This window comes from Curtobacterium sp. LFS079 (assembly GCF_047977865.1).
Lineage (GTDB): Bacteria > Actinomycetota > Actinomycetes > Actinomycetales > Micrococcaceae > Arthrobacter.
In genome coordinates this window covers 152,971-170,298 of sequence record NZ_JBFPFO010000008.1, presented here as the reverse complement: position 1 = coordinate 170,298, position 17,328 = coordinate 152,971, and the positions used below count along the sequence as shown (strand labels likewise).

15 protein-coding genes are annotated in these 17,328 nt (G+C 65.8%); 4 read left to right on the top strand and 11 right to left on the bottom strand.

Annotated features, from left to right (window positions below; genetic code table 11):
- Window positions 1–2 precede the first annotated feature (2 nt).
- The gene (locus tag ACNQPB_RS14470) at window positions 3–1,955 is read left to right on the top strand and encodes a M13 family metallopeptidase (RefSeq protein ID WP_498752804.1); all 1,953 of its coding nucleotides are present in this window, start codon (window positions 3–5) and stop codon (window positions 1,953–1,955) included.
- 104 nt (window positions 1,956–2,059) lie between these two features.
- Here ACNQPB_RS14470 and ACNQPB_RS14465 read toward each other — a convergent pair whose 3' ends face one another.
- From ACNQPB_RS14465 to ACNQPB_RS14445, 5 genes are read right to left on the bottom strand one after another with little or no spacing between them, the layout of a single operon-like run.
- Complete coding sequence (locus tag ACNQPB_RS14465; protein ID WP_498752803.1) at window positions 2,060–3,676, bottom strand: LCP family protein; 1,617 nt, start codon at window positions 3,674–3,676, stop codon at window positions 2,060–2,062.
- A gap of 46 nt (window positions 3,677–3,722) precedes the next feature.
- Complete coding sequence (era, locus tag ACNQPB_RS14460; protein WP_498752802.1) at window positions 3,723–4,685, bottom strand: GTPase Era; 963 nt, start codon at window positions 4,683–4,685, stop codon at window positions 3,723–3,725.
- Entirely contained in the window at window positions 4,669–6,000 is a 1,332-nt protein-coding gene (locus ACNQPB_RS14455; RefSeq protein WP_498752800.1) for a hemolysin family protein, read from the bottom strand. The genes era and ACNQPB_RS14455 overlap by 17 nt, the downstream gene beginning before the upstream one ends.
- Window positions 5,997–6,470: an rRNA maturation RNase YbeY gene (gene ybeY, locus ACNQPB_RS14450; RefSeq protein ID WP_498752798.1), complete on the bottom strand. Its 474-nt coding sequence runs from the start codon at window positions 6,468–6,470 to the stop codon at window positions 5,997–5,999. Before ybeY ends, ACNQPB_RS14455 begins: the two co-directional genes overlap by 4 nt.
- Complete coding sequence (locus ACNQPB_RS14445; protein ID WP_498752796.1) at window positions 6,467–7,552, bottom strand: PhoH family protein; 1,086 nt, start codon at window positions 7,550–7,552, stop codon at window positions 6,467–6,469. The genes ybeY and ACNQPB_RS14445 overlap by 4 nt, the downstream gene beginning before the upstream one ends.
- 402 nt (window positions 7,553–7,954) lie before the next feature.
- Between ACNQPB_RS14445 and ACNQPB_RS14440 the strand changes: the two genes are divergently transcribed.
- Window positions 7,955–8,845, top strand: a complete 891-nt coding sequence (locus tag ACNQPB_RS14440; protein ID WP_498752794.1) for a GerMN domain-containing protein — start codon at window positions 7,955–7,957, stop codon at window positions 8,843–8,845.
- 6 nt (window positions 8,846–8,851) lie between these two features.
- Here the strand turns inward: ACNQPB_RS14440 and ACNQPB_RS14435 are convergent, their stop codons facing one another.
- Genes ACNQPB_RS14435 through hrcA form a run of 3 tightly spaced genes read right to left on the bottom strand, consistent with a single transcriptional unit; the run spans window position 8,852 to window position 11,848 of the window.
- Entirely contained in the window at window positions 8,852–9,631 is a 780-nt protein-coding gene (locus tag ACNQPB_RS14435) for a 16S rRNA (uracil(1498)-N(3))-methyltransferase (protein WP_498752793.1), read from the bottom strand.
- A gap of 18 nt (window positions 9,632–9,649) precedes the next feature.
- Window positions 9,650–10,777: a molecular chaperone DnaJ gene (gene dnaJ, locus ACNQPB_RS14430; protein WP_498752791.1), complete on the bottom strand. Its 1,128-nt coding sequence runs from the start codon at window positions 10,775–10,777 to the stop codon at window positions 9,650–9,652.
- Between the two features lie 57 nt (window positions 10,778–10,834).
- On the bottom strand, window positions 10,835–11,848 hold the full coding sequence (hrcA, locus tag ACNQPB_RS14425; protein ID WP_498752789.1) for a heat-inducible transcriptional repressor HrcA: 1,014 nt from the start codon (window positions 11,846–11,848) through the stop codon (window positions 10,835–10,837).
- A 229-nt stretch (window positions 11,849–12,077) separates the two neighbouring features.
- Here hrcA and ACNQPB_RS14420 point away from each other — a divergent pair, with 229 nt between their 5' ends.
- Both ACNQPB_RS14420 and ACNQPB_RS14415 read left to right on the top strand, forming a co-directional pair.
- Window positions 12,078–12,929 (top strand): DUF3097 domain-containing protein, encoded by an 852-nt coding sequence (locus ACNQPB_RS14420; protein ID WP_498752787.1) that lies wholly within the window; start codon window positions 12,078–12,080, stop codon window positions 12,927–12,929.
- 121 nt (window positions 12,930–13,050) lie between these two features.
- Window positions 13,051–13,464 (top strand): DUF4870 domain-containing protein, encoded by a 414-nt coding sequence (locus tag ACNQPB_RS14415; RefSeq protein WP_498752785.1) that lies wholly within the window; start codon window positions 13,051–13,053, stop codon window positions 13,462–13,464.
- A gap of 9 nt (window positions 13,465–13,473) precedes the next feature.
- Here the strand turns inward: ACNQPB_RS14415 and ACNQPB_RS14410 are convergent, their stop codons facing one another.
- The 3 genes from ACNQPB_RS14410 to lepA form a co-directional block, all read right to left on the bottom strand.
- Window positions 13,474–13,992, bottom strand: coding sequence for a hypothetical protein (locus ACNQPB_RS14410; protein WP_498752784.1), 519 nt, complete (start codon window positions 13,990–13,992; stop codon window positions 13,474–13,476).
- A gap of 119 nt (window positions 13,993–14,111) precedes the next feature.
- Window positions 14,112–15,341 (bottom strand): radical SAM family heme chaperone HemW, encoded by a 1,230-nt coding sequence (gene hemW / locus ACNQPB_RS14405; RefSeq protein WP_498752782.1) that lies wholly within the window; start codon window positions 15,339–15,341, stop codon window positions 14,112–14,114.
- Window positions 15,341–17,194 (bottom strand): translation elongation factor 4, encoded by a 1,854-nt coding sequence (lepA, locus tag ACNQPB_RS14400; protein WP_498752780.1) that lies wholly within the window; start codon window positions 17,192–17,194, stop codon window positions 15,341–15,343. The genes hemW and lepA overlap by 1 nt, the downstream gene beginning before the upstream one ends.
- Between the last annotated feature and the right edge of the window lie 134 nt (window positions 17,195–17,328).

Sequence of the window (17,328 nt, the reverse complement as noted above, 5' to 3'; positions counted from 1 at the left end):
TCGTGCCACAGTCCGGGATCACCCTGTCCAACATCGACCAAAGTGTGCGCCCCCAGGACGACCTCTACCGGCACGTCAACGGGGCCTGGCTGAACACCACGAGCATTCCGGACGACAGGCCCCTGGAAGGAACTTTCACTTCCCTGCGGGACAGCGCGGAACTGGCTGTCAAGGCGATCATCGAGGAAGCCGCGGCAAAGGGCGACAGCGCCACGGGGATCGAGCGCAAGATCGGCGACCTCTACAACAGCTTCATGGATGAAGCCGCCGCGGAAGCCAAGGGTTTCGACCCCATCCGCGAACGCCTGGCCGAGGTCTTCGCAGTCCCCGACGTCGCAGCCCTGGTGGCGCTGACCGGCCGGCTTTTCCGCTCGGATGTATCCGGATTGTTCTCCATTTATCCTGCGCCGGACGCCGGCAACCCGGACCGTGTGCTGCTCTACGCGGGGCAGGGTGGGCTCGGCCTGCCCGATGAGTCCTACTACCGCGATGAAAAGTTCGAACCGATCGTCGAGGCTTACAGGGGTTACGTCGCCACGGTGTTCGGGCTGGCCGGAATTCCCGACGCCGGCGCAGCCTCCGGGCGCGTCGTGGCACTGGAGACGGCGCTGGCGTCCCACCACTGGGACAAGGTGACCCTGCGTGATCCGCAGAAGACCTACAACCTGAAGACCATCGACGAGGCGGCCGAACTCTTCCCCCTGCTTGCCTCCTGGTTCGATTCCGCGGGCATCGAAGGCAGCAAGTACGGGGAACTGGTCCTGAGCACCCCGGACTTCTTCGACGGCGCCGCCGGACTCCTGGACTCCGAGCCCCTCACCGCTTGGCGCGAGTGGCTGGCCCTTCGGGTCATCAACGCCGCGGCGCCGTACCTTTCGCCGGCGTTCGTCGACGCCAACTTTGCCTTCTACGGCACCACCCTGAGCGGCACCCCGCAGAACAAGGAACGCTGGAAGCGGGGCGTCGCCGTCGTCGAGGCCGCACTGGGCGAAGCGGTTGGCCAGATCTATGTGGAACGGCACTTCCCCGAAGACTACAAGGCCAGGATGCAGACGCTGGTGTCCCGCCTGACCGAGGCCTACCGCCAGAGCATCACGGGCTTGGGCTGGATGAGCGAGGAAACCAAGGCCGAAGCATTGAAGAAGCTCGATGCATTCCGGCCGAAGATCGGTTTCCCGGACAAGTGGATTGACTACTCGGCCGTCGAGATCGACCCCGCGGACCTGCTGGGGAACGTCGAACGCGGGCACAACGCCGACGTCGACCGCCACCTTGACGAGGTCGGCAAGCCTGTCGACCTGGACAAGTGGCTCATGACCCCGCAGACGGTGAACGCCTATTACCACCCGCTGCTCAACGAGATCGTCTTCCCGGCCGCGATCCTGCAGCCGCCGTTCTTCACGGCTGAGGCCGACGATGCGGTGAACTACGGAGGGATCGGCGCCGTCATCGGCCACGAAATCGGCCACGGCTTCGACGACCAGGGATCCCAGTTCGACGGCAGCGGGGCGCTGCGGAACTGGTGGAGTGCCGAGGACCGTGAGGCCTTCGAGAAGCTGACTGCGAAGCTTGTGGCCCAGTTCGATGCCCTCGCACCGGAAGAAGCACCCGGCCACAATGTCAACGGCAAGCTCACCCTCGGCGAGAACATCGGCGACCTGGGTGGCCTCGGCATCGCGTACAAGGCCTACCTGCTGAGCCTGGACGGCACGGAACCCCCCGTGCTTGACGGACTCACCGGCCGGCAACGCTTCTTCATGTCCTGGGCAGCGGGCTGGCGCCAGGTGATCCGGCCGGAAGAAGCCATCCGCCGCGTGGCCACCGATCCCCACTCCCCCAATGAGTTCCGGACGAACGCCATCGCCAGCAACTTGTCCGAGTTCCACGAGGCGTTCGGTTTGAAGGAAGGCGACCGCATGTGGCTCGCACCCGAGGAACGCGTCAGCATCTGGTAACCGTCACCGGCAGCGGCACACGAGAAGGGCCGGACCATGAGGTCCGGCCCTTCGCCGTTGGTGCTGCTAATCCTCCCGGAGCCGTTACCGCCTGGAGCGGTCGGTCAGCGGACCACGAGAGCGGGGTTCGCCGTCTGGCACTTGACGTCGCCGGCCGTCTGGTTCACGACGTTGGCCGGTACGGACGCCGTGCCGAACTTGAGGCCGGAGGTGAAATCCGATCCGGCATAGAGCTGCACCCCGTTGACGGCCGTCGATGCTTCCACCTTGGCGGCCGGGATGCCGAAGAGCTTGGCGACGTCGGCGGCCACATCCTCAAAGCCGGCGGAATAGTAGACGGCGGTCTTGGCCGTCGGATCGGCAGCGAATTGCGATCCCTGGGTGAAGCCGGCCTTGACAAGCGCCGTCACCAGCTCCTGGGCGTGTTCCGGAACACCGGAACCGTCGGCGACCGTCACCGGCTGCAGGGCCTTGTCGTAGGGCGGCGCCGCCGGAGCCTTGCTTGCCGTCGCACGGGGTGCGGTGGTTGCCGCGGGGTTGGCCCCCGTCGTCGGGCTCGCCGACGGCGAGGCCGTGGGCGTGGAGGACGAACCCGGCTTGGTGAGGTCGAGGTTCGCGCGCATGGCAGCGAAAAGCTGGGAGGCCTGGGGTTGCATGAGTTCGAGGCGGTTGGGGTCGACGGCGGCCGGCCGGTTGGGCACAGCGACGAACGCCACCTTCGAAAGGTCGATGTCCTTAAGCCTTGAGGAAATGGTCAGTAGGGACTGCACATTAGCCAGTCCCTCGTCGACGGTGAGGTTCTGGGTGATGACATCGGCTATGGAGAGGAGCTTTTGGGGATTTCCAAGGGTCCCGTCGTCCTTGACCTTGCGCGCGAGGGAGGAAAGGAAACCCTGTTGCGCCTGGATGCGGCCGAGGTCGCTGCCGTCGCCGAAGGCATGGCGCGTGCGCAGGAAGGACAGTGCCTGCTCACCCTTCACCTGGGAGGTGCCCTTGGGCAGCCGCAGCCCGGAGTCGGGGTCGAAGACGGCGTCGCTGACGCAAACGGACACTCCCCCCACGGTGTTGGACAATTCCTTGACGGCGTTGAAGTCCGCCATCATGAAATGGTCGACCTCAAGGCCGGTCAGCTTGTTCACGGTGTCCACAGCGCAACCGATGCCGGCTTCAGCCATGGCCGCGTTGATCATTTCGCCGGAACGCGCCGGGTAGGACTTCTTGGTCGTCTGGTCGGTGCATTCGGGGACATCCACCAAGAGGTCGCGCGGGAAGCTGATGACGCTGACGCGCCGGTTGTCTGCCGAAATGTCCAGCAGCATCATGACGTCCGAATGACCGTAACCGGTGGAGTCGTTGACGCTGCCGTACTTGGAGTTCTTGCCGTCCCGGGTGTCCGAGCCAAGAATGAGGATCTGCAGGCGGTCCTTGGCGTCGTTGGCGTTTCCTTCGGTCCTTTGCGCCCCTGCGTTGAGCGGGGCCTTGGTGATGTTCAGCTGCAGGCGGATGAACCAATATGCCGCGAACGCCACGCCCGCCAGGAGGAGGACGCTCACCACCCCTGCGCTGATCTTGAGCCAGAGCGGGTGCTTGCGGAACCGCATGTGGCGGGGGGTGCCGGGCGCGTCTCCATGGCGTGCAGCCGCAGCCTTGCCGGTCCCGCTGCTATCCTGCACGCGCGCATCACGACGTCGCACTACTCGGTCAACCTTTCCTCGGAACATGGATTCCGGCCATTTTAGGGCCCGAATCTGTGAACTTCCCCAGCGGCTAGAAGCCCAGCTTCACCAGCTGCTTGGGGTCCCGCTGCCAATCCTTTGCGACTTTGACATGCAGGTCGAGGTAAATCCTGGTGCCGAGCAAGGCTTCGATTCCCTTGCGGGCGTTGGTTCCCACTTCACGGAGGCGGCTTCCGCCCTTGCCAATGATGATGGCCTTCTGCGACGGACGCTCGACGAACAGGTTCACCCGGACGTCCAGCAGAGGGTTGTCTTCCGTGCGGCCCTCACGTGGAACGATTTCTTCAACCACGACGGCGAGGGAATGCGGAAGTTCGTCGCGCACCCCTTCGAGGGCTGCTTCCCGGATCAGTTCCGCCACCATGACTGCCTCGGGCTCGTCCGTGAGTTCGCCGTCGGGGTACAGGGGCGGTGAGACCGGCATGTGGCTGATGAGGACGTCGGCAACGGTATTGACCTGGAAGCCGTCCGCGGCCGACACCGGCACGATATCCGCCCAGCCTTCGCCGCCAAGCGCTTCCTTGCCGAGGGCCGCCACCGCAAGCAACTGTTCGGTGAGGGCCTGCTTGTCCACGAGGTCCGTCTTGGTGACGATCGCAATCACGGGCTTGCGGCCGACGCCGGCGAGCTGCGTGGCGATGAACTTGTCGCCCGGACCGATCTTCTCATTGGCCGGGAGGCAGAACCCGATTGCATCGACTTCTGCCAGGGTGTCGGCGACGAGCTCATTGAGGCGCTTTCCAAGAAGCGTCCGCGGCCGGTGCAGGCCGGGGGTGTCCACCAGGATGAGCTGGGCGTCTTCCCGGTGCACAATGCCGCGGATCGTGTGGCGCGTGGTCTGCGGCTTGGCCGAAGTGATGGCCACCTTCTGGCCCACCAGGGCGTTGGTCAGCGTGGACTTGCCGGCGTTCGGCCGTCCCACCAGGACCGAGAAACCTGCGTGGAAGCCGCTGAAGTCCTGGGTGCTGTCAAAGGTCTTACTGTGCTTGCTCACGTGGTACTCCCTGTTGCTTTGTGTCGGCCTCGTCGAGAAGTCCGTCAAGGTCAGTGTCTTCCTTCGGCACGGCGGCCGCAATGATGTGGCTGACCCGGTTGCGCCGGCCCTCCAGCCTATCTGCCCGCAGCGAAATCCCTGCCACTTGGACCGTGCTGCCGACAATGGGAACCCGGCCGAGCGCCTTGGCCAGCAGCCCGCCCACGGTGTCCACTTCGTCGTCGTCGAGGTCGATGTCGAACAGTTCCCCGAGGTCGTCGATCCCCATCCTCGAACTGACCCGGTAGCTTCCGTCACCAAGGGCGGTGGCGTCCTCGACGCTGGAATCGTATTCGTCGACGATCTCCCCGACGATCTCCTCGATGAGGTCTTCAAGGGTCACCAGCCCGGCCGTGCCGCCGTATTCGTCGATCACCACAGCCACGTGGGTGGACTCCTGCTGCAGTTCCTTCAGCAGCTCGTCGACCGGCTTGGACTCCGGGACGAAACGTGTCTCGCGGGCGAGCGAGTCGACGTCGTGGGCTCCAGCATGGAAGTCGGGACGATGCAGCGCGGCAGCCACGTCCTTGAGGTAGAGGATGCCGCGGATCTGGTCCGCGTCCCCGGCGATCACAGGGATCCGCGAGTAGCCCGAGCGGAGGAAGAGCGCCATGGCATCTTCGAGCCCGGAGCCGGATTCAATGCTGACGATGTCCGTCCGGGGCACCATCACGGCACGTACCAAGGTGTCTCCGAGATCGAAGACCGACTGGATGAGTTCGGCTTCATCGTCCTCGATCACGTCCGACTCCGTGGCACGGTCCACGAGTTCGCGGAACTCCTCTTCGCTGAAGAAGAATTCATCGCCGCCCGGAGCTCCCGGCGCCACAGCGCTGCCGATCAAGACAAGCCAGCCGGGCACCGGGCCGAGGATCCAGCACAGGAAGCGGATCAGGGGCGCCGTGAACCTGGCAACCCCGCCGGAGTGTGCCCGTCCCAGCTGCCGCGGCGAGACACCCACCAGCACGAAACCGATGACGGCCATGATGCCGGTGGCCGCGAGACCGGCGAGCCAGACGTTGTCCAGCAGGCTGTGCAGCACGACGGCGACCGCCACCGCGGCGGCCATTTCGAACCAGACGCGCCAGAAACGCAGGGCCCGCATGTGGGCCACCGGCTTGGCCAGGATGTGACCCAACGCAGCGCCCTTGCCGTTGCTGACGGCAAGTTCTGCCTCATGGCGGGGAAGGAAGTTGAAGGCGGCTTCGGCAGCAGTCAGCAGGGCGACGAAGCTGAGGAAGACGAGTGCCATCCCGACCAGGATGAGCGAGGTCACTGCATGGTCTCCATGGGGGCGTCCTTGCCGAGGAAGGAGGACAGCAGTTCACGCTGGAGCGAGAACATCTCTTCCTTCTCCTCGGGCTCGGCGTGGTCGTAGCCCAGGAGGTGCAGGATGCCATGGGTCGCCAGCAGCAGCATTTCCTCCTGTGTGCTGTGCCCGGCGTTGCGGGCCTGGACTTCCGCCACCTGGGGGCAGATCGCGATGTCGCCCAGCATGCCCTGCGGGGTGGGCTTGTCCGGAGTGCCCGGGGTCAGCTCGTCCATGGGCACCGAGAGGACATCCGTGGCGCCAGGTTCGTCCATGAGCTCGATGTGCAGCTTTTCCATGGCGGGCTCGTCCACCAGCAGGATGGACAGTTCGGCTTGAGGGTGGATGTACAGCCGTTCGAAGATGAACCGCGACAAAGTGACCAGCTGGGCCTCGTCGACCTGCACGCCGGACTCGTTGTTGACTTCGATGCTCATTGCTGGGTTCCCCGCTTCTTCTGGCTGTCTGTTGTCCCTGCCGGCTGCCGGTGCTTCTCGTCCCAGACGCCGTAGGCGGAGACGATATCGGCCACGAGGCGGTGGCGGACCACGTCGCCGGCGTCCAGGATCGTAAAGTTCACGTCTTCGATGCCGTCGAGGATCTCGCGGACCACGCGCAGCCCGGAGCTCGCCGCGAAGGGAAGGTCCACCTGCGTGACGTCGCCGGTGACCACCATCTTTGAGCCGAAGCCCAGGCGGGTCAGGAACATCTTCATCTGTTCGGGCGTGGTGTTCTGGGCCTCGTCGAGGATGATGAACGCGTCGTTGAGGGTCCGGCCGCGCATGTAGGCCAGCGGTGCCACTTCGATTGTCCCGGCGGCCATGAGGCGGGGAATCGACTCCGGATCGATCATGTCGTGCAGGGCGTCGTAGAGCGGCCGCAGGTAGGGGTCGATCTTGTCGTTCAGGGTCCCGGGCAGGAAGCCAAGCCTCTCGCCTGCCTCCACGGCGGGGCGGGTGAGGATGATGCGGGTGACTTCCTTCATCTGGAGCGCCTGCACGGCCTTGGCCATGGCAAGGTAGGTCTTGCCGGTGCCCGCGGGTCCGATGCCGAAAATGACCGTGTTGTCGTCAATGGCGTCGACGTAGTTCTTCTGGTTGAGCGTCTTCGGCCTGATGGTACGGCCGCGGCTGGAAAGGATGTTGTGGGTCAGCACGTCCACCGGGCTTTGGACTGTCTGGCTGCGCAGGAGCGAAACAAGCTGCTTCAGGGCGTCGGGGTTGACCACCGTTCCCTTTGCCACCAGGCCCCGGACTTCTTCGAGGAGGCGCATGATCCGTGGAACATCGGCGGGCGGGCCGCTGAAGGAGAGTTCATTGCCGCGGACGTGGAAGTCGATGCCGGGAAACTGCTCCTCGATGTAACGCAGCGCCTCGTCATGACTGCCCAGCGACTGAACCATCTGATCCGCATTGTCGAAAACGACCACCTCTGTCCGGACGCCCGGAACAGAATGCGGAAATTCGGCCGGAACCGTCTCGGCGCTGCCAGCCCGTGGCCGCCCGTTCAAATCAGTCATGGTGTTGGCCGTGTGGCCTGTACTCCTCCGCTGTGGATGTATCCGTGTCGATCTTCCCGGGTACCGCGCCTGCCGGCAGGACAACCGCTTCCCGGAATGATTCCAATCCTACGCCAGCAGCCTCCCGCCCCGGTGGCAGCAGTTCCGGCCTGCCGTGCACCGTCCGCTTTGGTATCAACTCAGTATCGGCCGCGTATCAATAGCGTTTCAGTTCGGCCCCGGAGCCCGGAAGCACGTTCGCGGGCCGCCGTGCTGTGCCAAGCTGAATAGGGACAAACCGTCCAACTGCCCGTTTCAGCGGGCAGCACACCGTCCTGCCGTACCGGCAGGACACAACAGCAGGAATCGGGCATCAATACAGCAGCGAGCACCCGCAGGGAAGGCAAGCGGAACCATTCCGTCTTGTTCGCTTCCGCGCTGGCCGGTGCCCTCCTCCTGAGTGGCTGCATCGCCGATAACGGGACCGTGCAGCAGGCCGGGGCTCCGGAGACGCTGCGGCAGCAACAGGTCCAGAACGCCCCATCGAGCAACGCGCCGCTGGAGACGACCCAGGCCTCAAACAAAGTGCCCGTCTACTGGATCGGCCGCAACGGCGACGGGGTCGCACTGCACCGCGAATTCCGCGACAACCCCGGCACCGAAAACCCCATCACCACGGCCCTGCGCACCATGATGACCGCGAAGCCCCTCGACCACGACTTCTTCACCCCGTGGCAGGAACCAAGCAGCCTCGCGACCTCGATTTCAGGCAAGAACGTCGTCACGGTGGACGTTTCCCGTGACGCCTTCAATTCAAACCTCGACGCTGGCATGGCACAGCTCGCCGTACAGCAGCTCGTGTACACGGCCACGGCAGCCGCTGCCAGTTCGGGGCTGATCGACTCCGGACAGCAGATCCAGGTGGTCATCCTGGTGGACGGCCACAAGGACTTCATGGCCTTCGGGCAGGTCAAGCTGGGTGCGCCCATGGTCCGGGACGCATCCAAGGTGGCGCCGGTCTGGATCATCGACCCGCAGGAAGACCTCACTCTGGCCAGCGGCCCGGTGAAGTTCAACGGCCGGGCCACCGTCGAGGGAGCCAAGCTGAAATGGCAGCTTTTCCGTGAGGCTGCCAACGGCGAAAAGGCTCTCTACCTTGATGGTCAAACGACCGCTTCAGCGGTGCCGGGACAGGGCGGAACATTCACTTTCACCGTCAGCCTCGGCACGGGCCGCTATGAGCTGAGGGTCACGTTGCCGGCCCAGGCCGGCGACCCCGAGTCCACCGACACCCGTTCCTTCAACGTCGGCTGATCCCTTTCAACGCCAGCGTCCGAGGACGTCGCTGGCCAGCACGATCGCAGCAGGTCCGGCGGTTGACGAACGCAGCACGTGCTTGCCCAGAAGCGCGGTCACGGCGCCTTCGTCGGCCAGCCGGGTGACTTCGCGCGGGGTGATCCCGCCTTCCGGCCCCACCAGAAGCAGCACCTCGCGCACCCCGTCCGCGCCGCCGTCGGGCAGGCCTTCCAGCCAGTCCCCGAGGGCCGCGCGCAGGGGACGCTTGGCGTCCTCGTGCAGGATGACGGCGAGATCGGCCGCGGCCACCGCTTTGGCCAGCCCGGCACCGTCGACGGCGGGACGCACCTCAGGGATCCAGGCCCGCCGGGCCTGCTTCGCGGCTGCCCCCACCACGGACTGCCATTTGGCGTGGGCCTTGGCCGCCCGTTCGCCTTTCCAGCGCACGATCGACCGTTCCGACTGCCACGGGATGACCGCGTCGACGCCGAGTTCCGTGGCCGTTTCGATGGCCAGTTCGTCCCGGTCGCCCTTGGCCAGGGCCTGCACAAGCACGAGGCGGACGGCAGGCCTGGCCTCTTCGCGGAGCTCCACGGCCTCGACCGTCAAAGTCCCCTGGCCCGCTTCGAGGACCCGGCCCACCAGCCGGGTGCCGGCGCCGTCGGCGATGTCCACGGCTTCCCCGGTTTCGAGGCGCTTGACCGTGACGGCGTGGCGGGCTTCGGCGCCGTCGAGGACGAAGGTGCCGCCGGGCACCAAACCCTCAAGAGCACCGGCCGGGACGAAGAAGACGGGGTTGCTCATTGCTAAAGGTTACCGGGGCTACAGGTTACCGAGCTTGTCCCGCAGCTTCGCGAACATGCCGCCGCTGGCAACCAGCTTGCCTTCGGTGAACTGTTCGCCGCGCAGCTTGGCGAGCTGGCGCAGCAGGTCCTCCTGGGCGGCGTCGAGCTTGCCGGGAGTCTCGACGTGCAGGTGCACCTTCAGGTCGCCGCGGCCGTAACCCCGCAGGTGGGTGACGCCGAGGCCCCGGAGGGTGATGACCTCGCCGGACTGGGTGCCGGACTTGACGTCGACTTCCTGCGGCCCGTCGAAGGTGTCGAACGTGAGCTCGGTGCCGAGCGCGGCCGCGGTCATGGGCACGCTGAGGGTCGCGTGCAGGTCATCGCCCTCGCGGGTGAAGGTGGCATCGCCGTTGACGCGGATCTCGACGTACAGGTCGCCGGACGGACCGCCGGCGGGACCGGCTTCACCCTGGCCGGAAAGCTGTATCCGGGTGCCCGTGCCGACGCCGGCAGGCACCTTGATGGTCAGCGAACGGCGGCTGCGGATGCGGCCCTGGCCGTTGCACTCGTTGCAGGGGTCCTTGATGACGGTGCCGAAACCCTCGCAGGAACCGCAGGGGGCGGCGGTCATGACCTGGCCGAGGATGGAGCGGACTGCGCGCTGGACCTGGCCGCTGCCGCCACAGATGTCGCAGCGTTCCGGGTGGGTGCCCGGCTGGCAGCAGGAGCCGTCGCAGCTGGGGCAGACGACGGCGGTGTCCACCTCGAGCTTCTTGTTCACTCCGAAGACGGCGTCCTTGAGGTCCACACGGACGCTGATCAGCGCATCCTGTCCGCGGCGGGTGCGTGAAGCCGGGCCCTGCATTCCGCCACCACCGCCGAAGAAGGTGTCGAAGATGTCCTGGAAGGCGAAGCCCTGGCCTGCGTAGCCGCCGCCGAAGCCGTTGTCCGTACCGTTCTCGTTGCCTGTGGCGTCATAGACGCGGCGCTTCTGGGGGTCGGAGAGGACCTCATAGGCGTGGGTGACGGCCTTGAACTGCTCGGCGACGTCCTCCCCCGGGTTGACGTCGGGGTGCAGTTTCCGCGCGAGCTTGCGGTAAGCCTTCTTGATCTCCTCGCCGGTAGCTTCCGGCGAGACGCCCAGGACGTCGTAGTGGCTGCTCAAAATCTGTATCTCTTCCTTGTTGTCCTGCTGTTCTTGCTGCGACGGATCCGGCTGGCCTCAGCTGCCGAGGATCCTCGAAAGGTAACGTGCCACCGCTCGGACGGCGGCCATGCTGCTGGGATAGTCCATACGGGTGGGCCCGAGGATCCCGATCTTCGCGGCGGACCCCGGCCCGTACCCGGTGGCGACCACGGAGGCTTCGGACAATCCGTCGTACGGGTTTTCACGGCCGATGCTGACTGTGACGCCGCGCGGATCCTCGGCCATTTCGGAGAGCAGGCGGAGCATGACCACCTGCTCTTCCAATGCTTCCAGGACCGGGCCGATGCTCAACGGGAAGTCGACGTTGGACCGGGCGAGGTTGGCGGTGCCAGCCATCATCATCCGTTCGTCACGGCTGCTTTCCGCCAGCTTGTCCAGGCCGCGGGCCAGCACGGCGGCCGTACCCTGCAGTGACGGCGGGCAGAGCGCGACCACGGGAGCCAGCAGCTGCGGCAGGTGCGCCAGCGGCGCCCCGGCGATACTGGCGAGGAACCGTCCGCGCAGCAGGGTGAGGTCTTCGTCGCTCACGTCCATTCCGGCGTCGACGACCCTTTGTTCGACCTTGCCGCTGTCTGCGATCAGCACCACGAGCACCTGCCGCGGTGCCAGGAGCACGAACTCAATGTGCCGCAGTTTGGCCCGGTTGGAATGCGGGTACTGGACGACGGCGACCTGGTTGGTCAGCTGCGAAAGCAACCGGACCGTGCGCTCCAGGATGTCCTCGACGTCGCCGGATTCCTCCAGAAGCGAGTGGATGGCCCGGCGCTCCGCCGCGGAAAGCGGCTTCACCGCCGAAATGCGGTCCACGAAGAGCCGGTAGCCCTTGTCCGTGGGAATGCGCCCGGCGCTGGTGTGCGGCGCCGCGATAAGGCCTTCTTCTTCGAGGAGGGCCATGTCATTGCGGATGGTGGCACTGGAAACGCCCAGATGGTGCCGTTCCACCAACGCCTTCGAGCCGACGGGTTCGCGCGAGTGCACGTAGTCTTCGACGATGGCACGCAGCACTTCCAGCTTGCGTGGCTCGCTCATGCCTGCCTCCCTCGGACCTTCCCGCCCCTGGATTCTCTTACATCTGTCCCGCGGCCGCCGCCTTGGCGGATCCCGCAAGTCTTAGCACTCAACATGCCCAAGTGCTAACAAGTCTAGTATGTGCCGGACCGTTGTTAGCATTGGTACCGCTCGCGGCGAACAAGCTTCGCCCGCGGCCGGCGCCTTCCGGCAGCCGGAACAATCCCCGACAGCGAAGTGGTGTGACACTGTGTCCTACGACAACTGGGGCCCCGGAGCGCTTTCCGCTCCCGCCAAACGGGCGCTTCCCGAGGTTCCGGCCGAGCACGGAATGGTCCTCGAGGACGTGCAGTCCGGCTGGGTGGGCGCGGTGGTCCGCATCGAAAAGTCCGGAGGCATGCACATTGTCGCCCTTGAAGACCGGCACGGCAGGACCAAGTCCTTCCGGCTCGGGTTCGGCTTCCTGCTGGACGGACAGCCGGTCAAGCTCCTTCCTCCGGTATCGCGTGCGGCGCCCGGCGCCGCCCCTGCGGGCCGCACCGCGTCCGGTTCCGTCAAGGTGGCCGGACAGCGCGCCCAAGTGGCCAAGGCCAGCCGCATCTGGGTGGAAGGCAAGCACGACGCCGAACTCGTCGAGAAAGTCTGGGGTGACGACCTCCGCGTGGAGGGCATCGTCGTCGAGCCCCTGCACGGCATCGACGACCTGAGGGCCGCCGTCGCCGGCTTCTCCCCCGGCCCTGGGCGCAAGCTCGGCATCCTGGTTGACCACCTGGTGCCGGATTCCAAGGAATCCCGCATCGCCGCCGAGGCGATGGCCCTGCCGGGTGCGGCAGGGAACGTCCTCATCGTCGGGCACCCCTATGTGGACGTGTGGCAGGCCATCCGGCCCAGGACCCTCGGTATCGATCATTGGCCGGAAATCCCCCGCGGATCCGACTGGAAGACGGGCATCCTGAAGGCCTTCGCTTGGCCGCATGCCACAGCCGAAGACGTCGGCCTTGGCTGGCAGAAACTCCTGGGCGCGGTGCGCAGCTACGCAGACCTCGAAGCTTCCCTCCTGGGCCGCGTGGAAGAGGTCATCGACTTCCTGACTGCCCCCTGAGCCCGTATCTCCCCGGGGACCGGCAAGGCGCCATGCCGCGCACCTGGTCTCCGCATGCACTCCCGACCCAGTATTCTGGGACAGCAACACCACCGGACCCAAGCGCCTTAAGGAAGACACAGTGGCAGAGAACGCTCCCGACGGGATGGACGCTCCGAAGGGCCAGCCCCAGTACCACGGCGTCCCCGCCAACGCTCTGCCCCTGACCGCGGGCGAAGACCGCCAGTGGGCAACCCTGGCCCACTTCGGCGGGATCCTCGGCTGCGTCCCGGCGCTGCTGATCTACCTGATCTTCCGGGACCGCGGACCGTTCACCGCCCAGGAGTCCAAGGAAGCACTCAACTTCACTTTGCCGCCCACCATCGCGGCCGTGATCGCCAACATCCTCGTGATCCTGCCGGCCGTGGGCAACCTGTTTGCGGTGCTGGCCACGGCCATCTGGGTTGGGCTGACCTGCTTCGCGGTTTCAGCGGGCATCCGGGTCAACCACGGCCAGCCGCACAGGTACCGCTTCAACCTGCGCTGGATCAAGTAGCCGGCTGGCCTAGAGGTTCCGGATCCACGCGTCCGCGGACGGCAACACAAATGGCACCGGATCATTCTCCAGCGTGGCAATGAGCAGCGCGAGCAGCACCCAGCCGAGCCAGGCGCCGAGCACGTCGACCACGCGGTTCGCCAGAGTCTCCTTCTCGCCGAAGCCGGGCACGTACTTTTCGAAGAATTCCCAGCCGATGGTGATGGCCGCAACCAGGACCAGGGGCACCGACCAGAACCCGAGCATGGCCCCGGCCGAGGCATGGACCCATGACCACCGGTCGAAGGGGACATGGTCGATGTCCTGCGGTCCGTTGCCCTGCTTCTGGACGATGTCCCGGTAACCCAGGTACGCGGCAAAAGCGACCCAGACAACCGTGCCTGCGATCCTTATGACCCAGGCGGCCGTTCCCACCTTCGGGTCGAAGGTCATCAGGGAAAGCAGCAGGAATCCTGCCACCACTGCGAGGAAAAGAAGTGCGCTCCGCCAGGGAACGCCGAACGGGGACTGCGCTGAAATCGAAGACATGATCCCTCCCAGCATTGGTCTTCACACAGCGGGCGGAACCGGCCAGCCAGAGCGGATTGCCGGGCGTCCACGCACATGATATTCCCGGCAGGAACGGCTGAACAGGTGGCAGCCTGCCCCTATTCGGGCAGCAGCCGGCGCACCACGGCATCGGCCAGGAGACGGCCCTTCAGGGTCAGGACAAGGCGTCCCTTGAAGGCGGCTGCCGGCTCCACCAGCCCGTCGGCGATCAGGCCGGCGACGGCGTGCCGGCCGACGGCGTCGAGCGCGTCAACTTCCAGCCCGCTCCCCAGCCGGGCCTCCAGCATGATGCGCTCCATTTCGCGCGTGCCGGCGTCGAGGGTTTCGCGCCCCGCCGCCGGGGACTCCCCTGTGGCAAGCCGGTTGGCGTAGGCCGTGGGGTGCTTCACGTTCCACCACCGGACCCCGCCCATGTGCGAATGCGAACCGGGGCCGATGCCCCACCAGTCGTCCCCGCGCCAGTAAGCCAGGTTGTGGCGGCAGGCGTGCTCCGGCGTCCTGAACCAGTTGCTGACCTCGTACCAGGACAGGCCGGCGGCGGAAATGAGTTGGTCTGCGAGCTCGTACTTGGCGGCGTGATCGTCGTCGTCGATTCCCGGGACTTCGCCGCGGCGCATCTGGGCGGCGAGCTTGGTGCCCTCCTCGACGATCAGCGCGTAGGCGCTGATGTGGTCCGGCCCGTAGGACAACGCTGTGTCCAGCGAGGTGCGCCAGTCCTGCATCGATTCGCCCGGTGTGCCGTAGATGAGGTCCAGGCTGACGTCGAGGCCGGCGTCGCGGGCCCACTGCACCGCCTGGGGCACCCGTTCGGGGCTGTGGGTACGGTCCAGTACCTTCAGCACGTGCGGCACCGCGGACTGCATGCCGAAGGACACTCGGGTGAAGCCGGCCTTCGCCAGCAGTTCCAGGGACTCCGGCGTGACTGAATCCGGGTTCGCTTCGGTGGTGACTTCGGCACCCGCCTCCAGTCCCCAATGCCCGACGGCGGCAGCCAGGATCCGTGCGAGGTCTTCGGCGGGGAGCAGCGTGGGAGTGCCGCCGCCGAAGAAGACGGTACTGATCTTGCGGGCCGGCAGCCCGGAGGCTTCCATGACGCGGGCCGCGAAGTCGACCTCGGCTACCGCCGTTCCCGCGTAGGCGTCCTGGGAGGCGCCGCCGCCCAGCTCCTTGGCCGTGTAGGTGTTGAAATCGCAGTATCCGCAGCGTACGGCGCAGAACGGGATGTGGACGTACAGCCCGAAATTCCGGTGCTCGACGCCGTCCAGCACCTGCGGGGGCAGCAGTCCGTCCGCAGGTGCCGGATCGCCGAGAGGCAGGGCGCTTGGCACTACTTCTTGGCCTTGTCCTTGGACTCGTCGGTGGTAAGGGCGGCGATGAACGCTTCCTGGGGGACCTCCACACGGCCCACCATCTTCATGCGCTTCTTGCCTTCCTTCTGCTTTTCGAGCAGCTTGCGCTTACGGGTGATGTCACCGCCGTAGCACTTGGCCAGCACGTCCTTGCGGATGGCGCGGATGCTTTCGCGGGCAATGATCCGGGAGCCGATGGCCGCCTGGATGGGCACCTCGAATTGCTGCCTCGGAATCAGTTCGCGCAGCTTCGACGTCATCATCACGCCGTAGGCGTAGGCCTTGTCGCGGTGCGTGATGGCGCTGAAAGCGTCCACCTGTTCGCCCTGGAGCAGGATGTCCACCTTGACGAGGTCGGCAACCTGTTCGCCGTCGGCCTTCCAGTCCAGCGAAGCGTAGCCCCGCGTCTTGGACTTGAGGATGTCGAAGAAGTCGAAGACGATTTCCGCGAGCGGAATCCAGTAGCGCAGTTCCACGCGGTCCTCGGAGAGGTAGTCCATGCCGCGCATCGTGCCGCGGCGGCCCTGGCAGAGTTCCATGATGGCGCCGACGAACTCGTTGGGGGCAAGGATCGTGGCCGCCACCATGGGCTCGCGGACCTCGTTGATCTTGCCGGCCGGGAACTCGCTGGGGTTGGTCACCGTGATGGTGCTCTTGTCTTCAAGGGTGACCTCGTAAACGACGTTCGGTGCCGTGGAGATCAGGTCCAGGTTGAACTCGCGCTCCAGCCGCTCACGAACGATTTCCAGGTGCAGCAGGCCGAGGAAGCCGACGCGGAAACCGAAGCCCAGGGCCGCGGACGTTTCCGGTTCGTAGATCAAGGCGGCGTCATTCAGCTTGAGCTTGTCCAGGGCGTCGCGGAGCACCGGGTAGTCCGTGCCGTCCAGCGGGTAGAGCCCGGAGAAGACCATGGGCTTGGGGTCCGCGTAACCGCTCAAGGATTTCGACGCCGGCTTGGCCAGGTTGGTGACGGTGTCGCCGACTTTGGACTGGCGGACGTCCTTCACGCCGGTGATCAGGTAGCCCACCTCCCCGACGCCCAGGCCCTTGGACGGCACGGGCTCCGGAGAGCTCACGCCGATCTCGAGGAGTTCGTGGCTGGCCTTGGTGGACATCATCTGGATCCGCTCGCGCGGGTGCAGCATGCCGTCAACCACCCGGACGTAGGTGACCACGCCACGGTAGGTGTCATAGACGGAGTCGAAAATCATGGCACGCGCCGGTGCATCAGGATCGCCGACGGGTGCCGGAAGATCACGCACAATCCGGTCCAGGAGGGCTTCAACGCCGACCCCGGTCTTGCCGGAGACCTTCAGGACGTCTTCCGGGTCGCCGCCGATCAGGTTCGCCAGTTCTTCGGCGTACTTCTCGGGCTGGGCTGCCGGGAGGTCGATCTTGTTCAGCACCGGGATGATTGTCAGATCGTTTTCCATGGCCAGGTAGAGGTTGGCCAGGGTCTGTGCTTCGATGCCCTGCGCGGCGTCCACGAGCAGCACTGCGCCTTCGCAGGCTGCCAATGAGCGGGAGACTTCGTAGGTGAAGTCGACGTGGCCCGGGGTATCGATCATGTTCAGGGCGTAACTGGTGCCATCAAGCTCCCAGGGCATGCGGACGGCCTGCGACTTGATGGTGATACCGCGTTCGCGTTCAATGTCCATGCGGTCCAGGTACTGGGCCTTCATGTCGCGCGATTGAACGACGCCGGTGTACTGCAGCATGCGGTCGGCCAGGGTGGACTTACCGTGGTCGATGTGGGCAATGATGCAGAAGTTCCGGATGATGGCCGGATCTGTTGCGGCAGGCACCGGGGCGGTGCGGGCCATGGGAGACACGCAGGGGTCCTTACTGTCGACACTCACGCGGAAAGTTGCCCGAACAGCCCTGCTGTCCCGGCGCGCACCGCATATCTGAACTCATAGTCTCCCATGAACCGCGGCTCCGGCGCGCATCGGAACGGGCCTTGTTG

Bases quoted from the DNA above. Each gene is read 5' to 3' on its own strand.
- ACNQPB_RS14465 (WP_498752803.1), bottom strand. From the start codon at position 3,676: ATGTTCCGAGGAAAGGTTGACCGAGTAGTGCGACGTCGTGATGCGCGC.
- ybeY (WP_498752798.1), bottom strand. From the start codon at position 6,470: ATGAGCATCGAAGTCAACAACGAGTCCGGCGTGCAGGTCGACGAGGCC.
- ACNQPB_RS14445 (WP_498752796.1), bottom strand. From the start codon at position 7,552: ATGACTGATTTGAACGGGCGGCCACGGGCTGGCAGCGCCGAGACGGTT.
- ACNQPB_RS14435 (WP_498752793.1), bottom strand. From the start codon at position 9,631: ATGAGCAACCCCGTCTTCTTCGTCCCGGCCGGTGCTCTTGAGGGTTTG.
- hrcA (WP_498752789.1), bottom strand. From the start codon at position 11,848: ATGAGCGAGCCACGCAAGCTGGAAGTGCTGCGTGCCATCGTCGAAGAC.
- ACNQPB_RS14410 (WP_498752784.1), bottom strand. From the start codon at position 13,992: ATGTCTTCGATTTCAGCGCAGTCCCCGTTCGGCGTTCCCTGGCGGAGC.